6 protein-coding genes are annotated in these 4,970 nt (G+C 69.8%); 2 read left to right on the top strand and 4 right to left on the bottom strand.

Features of this window, described 5'->3' with window-relative positions; all coding sequences use genetic code 11:
• Both ACOJTC_RS09615 and gyrB read right to left on the bottom strand, forming a co-directional pair.
• Nucleotides 1–567, bottom strand: a 567-nt coding sequence (locus ACOJTC_RS09615; protein ID WP_420116597.1) for a DNA gyrase subunit A, incomplete at its 3' end; no start/stop codon positions are given.
• 121 nt (nt 568–688) lie between these two features.
• Nucleotides 689–2,635, bottom strand: a complete 1,947-nt coding sequence (gene gyrB / locus ACOJTC_RS09610; RefSeq protein WP_420116596.1) for a DNA topoisomerase (ATP-hydrolyzing) subunit B — start codon at nt 2,633–2,635, stop codon at nt 689–691.
• Nucleotides 2,636–3,163: 528 nt separating this feature from the next.
• Between gyrB and ACOJTC_RS09605 the strand changes: the two genes are divergently transcribed.
• On the top strand, nt 3,164–3,748 hold the full coding sequence (locus tag ACOJTC_RS09605) for a hypothetical protein (protein WP_204925528.1): 585 nt from the start codon (nt 3,164–3,166) through the stop codon (nt 3,746–3,748).
• 13 nt (nt 3,749–3,761) lie between these two features.
• Here the strand turns inward: ACOJTC_RS09605 and ACOJTC_RS09600 are convergent, their stop codons facing one another.
• A complete protein-coding gene (locus tag ACOJTC_RS09600; protein ID WP_420116595.1) occupies nt 3,762–4,241 on the bottom strand; it encodes a MarR family winged helix-turn-helix transcriptional regulator in 480 nt (159 codons plus the stop codon).
• Between the two features lie 90 nt (nt 4,242–4,331).
• Between ACOJTC_RS09600 and ACOJTC_RS09595 the strand changes: the two genes are divergently transcribed.
• Nucleotides 4,332–4,559: a hypothetical protein gene (locus ACOJTC_RS09595; RefSeq protein ID WP_145917177.1), complete on the top strand. Its 228-nt coding sequence runs from the start codon at nt 4,332–4,334 to the stop codon at nt 4,557–4,559.
• A gap of 3 nt (nt 4,560–4,562) precedes the next feature.
• Here ACOJTC_RS09595 and ACOJTC_RS09590 read toward each other — a convergent pair.
• On the bottom strand, nt 4,563–4,970 hold a 408-nt coding region (locus ACOJTC_RS09590), incomplete at its 5' end, for a DUF721 domain-containing protein (RefSeq protein ID WP_420116594.1).

The following is a 4,970-nucleotide window of genomic DNA, read 5'->3' as shown; positions in this document are numbered from 1 at the left end:
GTTGACCAGCAGGTTGGGGATGCGCGACGGCAGGATGGTGGGCTCCTTGGCCCGGCCGTCGTAGTTGTCCTGGAGATCGACGGTGTCCTCGTCGATGTCCCGCAGCATCTCCATCGCCAGCGGGTCCAGCTTGCATTCGGTATATCTCATGGCCGCAGCCGGATCGTTACCCGGCGAGCCGAAGTTGCCGTTGCCGTCGACCAGGGGGTAGCGCAGTGCCCAGGGCTGGGCCATCCGGACCAGCGCGTCGTAGATGGCCGAGTCACCGTGCGGGTGGAACTGCCCCATCACGTCGCCGACGACCCGGGAGCACTTGACGTAGCCCCGGTCCGGCCGGTAACCCGAGTCGTACATGGCGTAGAGGATCTTGCGGTGGACCGGCTTGAGCCCGTCCCGTACGTCCGGCAGGGCCCGCCCGACGATCACGCTCATCGCGTAGTCGAGGTACGAGCGCTGCATCTCGACCTCGAGCCCGACCGGCTCGATCCGGTCGTGCTGGACGACCGCCGCGAGGGGTGTCTCGGTGGTCTCCGGCTCGTTCGGGGTGGACTCGGGAGTATCGGTCACTGTTAACCCTTATCAGACTCAGAGTCGTGTTCGTGCTGTGGATAACGCTGTGGAAACCGGCCAGGCTGTGGATAACCCGGTGGACGACGGTCGGCCGGTGGGGCACCGGCCGACCGTGCCGTCAGATGTCGAGGAACCGCACGTCCTTGGCGTTGCGCTGGATGAACGAGCGGCTGGCCTCGACGTCCTCACCCATCAGCACGCTGAACAGTTCGTCGGCGGTCGCGGCGTCGTCGAGGGTGACCTGACGCAGCGTCCGGGTGGCCGGGTTCATCGTGGTCTCCCACAGCTCGGGATAGTTCATCTCGCCGAGACCCTTGAACCGCTGGATGTCGTCCGGCTTGGCGTTCGGCTTCTTCTGCTGACGCAGGGCGATCAGGCCGTCACGCTCGCGGTCGGAGTACGCGTACTGCGCGTCGTCGCCCTTCCTGTTCCACTTGATCTTGTAGAGCGGCGGGGCGGCCAGGTAGACGTGACCCAGCTCGACCAGCGGACGCATGAAGCGGAACAGCAGGGTGAGCAGGAGCGTCTGGATGTGCTGGCCGTCGACGTCGGCGTCGGCCATCAGCACCACCTTGTGGTACCGCAGCTTCTCCATGTCGAAGTCGTCGTGGATGCCGGTGCCCAGCGCGGTGATCAGCGCCTGGACCTCGTTGTTCTTCAGCACCCGGTCGATCCGGGCCTTCTCCACGTTGAGGATCTTGCCGCGGATCGGCAGGATCGCCTGGGTGCGCGGGTCGCGGCCCTGCTTGGCCGAGCCGCCGGCCGAGTCGCCCTCGACGATGAAGACCTCGGACTCGCGCGGGTCGGTGGACTGGCAGTCGGCCAGCTTGCCGGGCATCGAGCCGGACTCCAGCAGCGACTTGCGACGGGCCAGCTTGCGCGCCTGCTGGGCGGCGATCCGGGCCCGCGCCGCCTGGGACGCCTTCTGGATGATGGTCTTGGCCTCGGCCGGGTTGCGGTCGAACCAGTCGACCAACCGGTCGTTGCAGACCCGCTGCACGAAGCTCTTGACCGGGGTGTTGCCCAGCTTGGTCTTGGTCTGGCCCTCGAACTGCGGGTTGGCCAGCTTGACCGAGATGATCGCGGCCAGCCCCTCGCGGATGTCCTCGCCGGAGAGCTTCTCGTCGCCCTTGAGCAGCTTGCGCTCGCTGCCGTAGCGGTTGACCACGCTGGTCAGCGCCGCCCGGAAACCCTCCTCGTGGGTGCCGCCCTCGTGCGTGTTGATCGTGTTGGCGAAGGTGTAGACCGACTCGCCGTACGACTCGTTCCACTGCATGGCGATCTCGACCGACATGCCCTCTTCTTCGGCGGCGAACTCGACCACCGTCTTGTGCATCGGGTTCTTCGAGGCGTTCAGGTGCCGGACGAAGTCGGCGATGCCGCCCTCGTAGTAGAAGGTGACCTCGCGGGGCTTGCCCTCCTCGCCCTCGGCGACCCGCTCGTCGAGCAGGTGGATGGACAGGGCCCGGTTGAGGAAGGCCATCTCCTGCAGGCGGCGGTAGATGGTCTGGAAGTCGAAGTCGACCGTCTCGAAGACGTCCGGGTCGGGCCAGAAGGAGACCGCCGAGCCGGTGCGGTCGGTGGTCTCGCCCTTGTCGAGCGGCTCCGGCTTGGAGTTGTGGTACTTCTGCCGCCACACGTGGCCGGACTTGTGGATCTCGACGGCCATCCGGGTGGAGAGGGCGTTCACCACGGAGACGCCGACGCCGTGCAGACCGCCGGAGACCGCGTACGCCTTGCCGTCGAACTTGCCGCCCGCGTGCAGCACGGTCAGCGCGACCTCGACGCCCGGCTTCTTGAGCTTCGGGTGCAGGTCGACCGGGAAGCCACGGCCGTTGTCGGTGACCCGGACCCCGCCATCGGCGAGCAGCACCACGTCGATGGTGTCGCAGTAGCCGGCGAGCGCCTCGTCCACCGCGTTGTCCACGACCTCCCACACCAGGTGGTGCAGGCCACGCTCGCCGGTCGACCCGATGTACATGCCGGGTCGCTTGCGGACCGCCTCCAGACCCTCGAGGACGGTGATCGACTCTGCGCCGTAATCCTGCTTGTCCTGCGCTGCCACCCTCGGCCACTTTCTCGCACCGTCCGCGCCGAGGGCGCGGGGGCGCGGGTTCGGCGGACAGGACGCGACGTCGGCGTGCACGGGCGACGGCCCCGCAGGGCCGTCCCGGATCGTGCGCGCCGGTCGCCGCGGTTGCCCGCGGATCGCGATCGGCCAGACCCGACCCGGGACGTTGATCAAGGGCCGGTGAGGGCCCCCGTCCGTCGCACCGCGTCAGGTCGTCGTCTCAGCGTCAATCTTACTGTGCGCACACGACATAACCGCCACTCGGCACCCCTTGAAGGCGGCTCAGACCCTCGTAGCGGGCCGAATCTCGCTGTCCGCGACTCCCCCTACACGCCCCGGCCCGGTTTCCGTGCCCGCCGCCACCGGATAGTCCGGCCCGCCGGGTGGCGCGGGGTCGCGTCGGGCGGTGGTCGTACCGTAGCTTTGCGGCGCGCGACGAAGTCGCTCGTCTTGATCTTTTCCGCCCGTAACCGGACGATGGACCCGATCGATCCGACACGTGCTCTCGAGAGGTGACACCAGATGGGGCTGGACAATGTCGCGGTGCACTGGCCGCGGACCGGCCGCTTCTACGACCCGGTCGCGCCGGCCGAGTTCGTCGACTTCGGCGAGATCGTCGACGTTCCGCGCATCTCCGCGCCGACCGCCGCGCTCGCCGAGCACATCGCCAAGACCGGCACGGTCCGGGCGACCGCGTACACCGAGCTGGTCGACCTGATCCTCGGCCTGGAAAATGTGCTCTACGCCACTGATGCCGCCGCCGAGGACGAAGATCCGGTGATCGACCCGGACGGCTGCGCCTGGATCGCCGACGGGGTGGAGAAGTTCGTCGCCCAGCACCGGCCGCACGGGGAGACGGTGACCTTCGAGTCGGTCAGCGACGTGCTCCGCGCGCTGCTCGGTGACGGCCGCCTGGCCGAGCAGCAGTTGCGCTGGCTGGGCAGTCGGCTCGACCGGCTGCGCGACGAGAACGGCGACCCGCCGCAGTGGGACTTCACCTGCGCCGAGCTGGGAGTGCTGGCCGCCTTCTACCGGCGCTGTGCCGACCGGGGCTTCGCGATCTACGCCGACGCCGAGCCCGGCCGTCGTCCGGGCCCGCAGCCCTGATCGGGGCCCGGTTCTAGGGGCTGTCGGGCGTCGCCGGCCCGGCCGGCACCGCGCCGTTGGCGGCGGCGATCACCCGGGTCAACGCCCCGTGCAGGTCGCGTAGCTCGGCCAGCGGCAGCCCGAGCCGTGCGACGACCGCCGGGGGGATCTGCTCGGCCTGTGCCCGCAGCGCCCGGCCGCTCCCGGTGAGCGACACGGCGAGGCTGCGTTCGTCGGCGGGGTCCCGCTCCCGGCGTAGGTAGCCGGCCGCCTCCAGCCGCTTGAGCAGGGGCGACAGGGTGCCCGGGTCGAGTTGCAGCAGCCGGCTCAGCTCGCGTACCGACAGCGGCGCGTACTGCCAGAGCGCCAGCATGACCAGGTACTGCGGGTGGGTCAGCCCCATCGGTTCCAGCAGCGGCCGGTAGACCGCGACGACGCCGCGGGCGGCGACGGAGAGCGCGAAGCAGACCTGCTCCTCCAACGCCAGCGGATCCCCGTCGGGTTGCCCGTCCACGTGTGTTCCTCCTCGTCGCCGTTGCGATGCTACCAACGCTTGGTGTACCAATTGTTTGTACACCAAGCGTCGAGGAAGGTTCGGTTGCCGATGAGCGAGGACAAGCCGGCGGCTAAGGCCCCGGGCGAGGGTGGCCGGCTCCTGGCCTGGGCGTTCAAGAACCTGGCCGGCCCGCCGGAGGTGGCCGGCGCGGTGCAGGGCGGCTCCCGGCAGGCCCGCGACGCCTGGAAAGAGGACCTGGAACGACGCAAGCAGTGGAGCCGAGAGCAGCGGGAACGCAAACGCGCCGAGCGGGAGGCCCGCCGCGCCGAACGGTGAACCTCAGCCGTAGGTGTCGCGCGGTCCCCGACCACGCACCCGACGCGGCCCCCGCGACCAGGACGGCGCCGCCGGCCCGTGGATGTGCAGCTTGCGCACCACGTTGTGGCCGACCTCCCCGGCGATCCGCTTCAACAGCGATCCGGCGAGCAGCCGCAACTGGGTGGCCCACGCGGTCGAGCGGGCCTCCACGGTCAGCTCGCCGTCCTCCAGCTTGACCGGGCGGCTGTGCTGGGCGATCTCCGCCCCGACGACCTTCTCCCAGGCACCGAAGACGGTCGCCTCGGCCGCCGGTTGCTGCCAGCCCCGCGCCTTCATCAGCCGTTCCAGCACCGCGCCCAACGGCTGCGGGTCCCGCGGGTCCGGCCCCGGCCCGGAGTAGCCGCGCAACCGCCGCCCACCGCCGTCGGC

This window comes from Micromonospora sp. (assembly GCF_048594385.1).
In the GTDB taxonomy this organism is placed as follows: Bacteria; Actinomycetota; Actinomycetes; order Mycobacteriales; family Micromonosporaceae; genus Micromonospora; species Micromonospora wenchangensis.
This window is presented reverse-complemented; position numbering and strand designations above follow the sequence as displayed.

What these genes read in the sequence shown, in the direction of transcription:
- ACOJTC_RS09605 (WP_204925528.1), top strand. Translation starts at nt 3,164, where the DNA reads ATGGGGCTGGACAATGTCGCGGTGCACTGGCCGCGGACCGGCCGCTTC.
- ACOJTC_RS09595 (WP_145917177.1), top strand. Translation starts at nt 4,332, where the DNA reads ATGAGCGAGGACAAGCCGGCGGCTAAGGCCCCGGGCGAGGGTGGCCGG.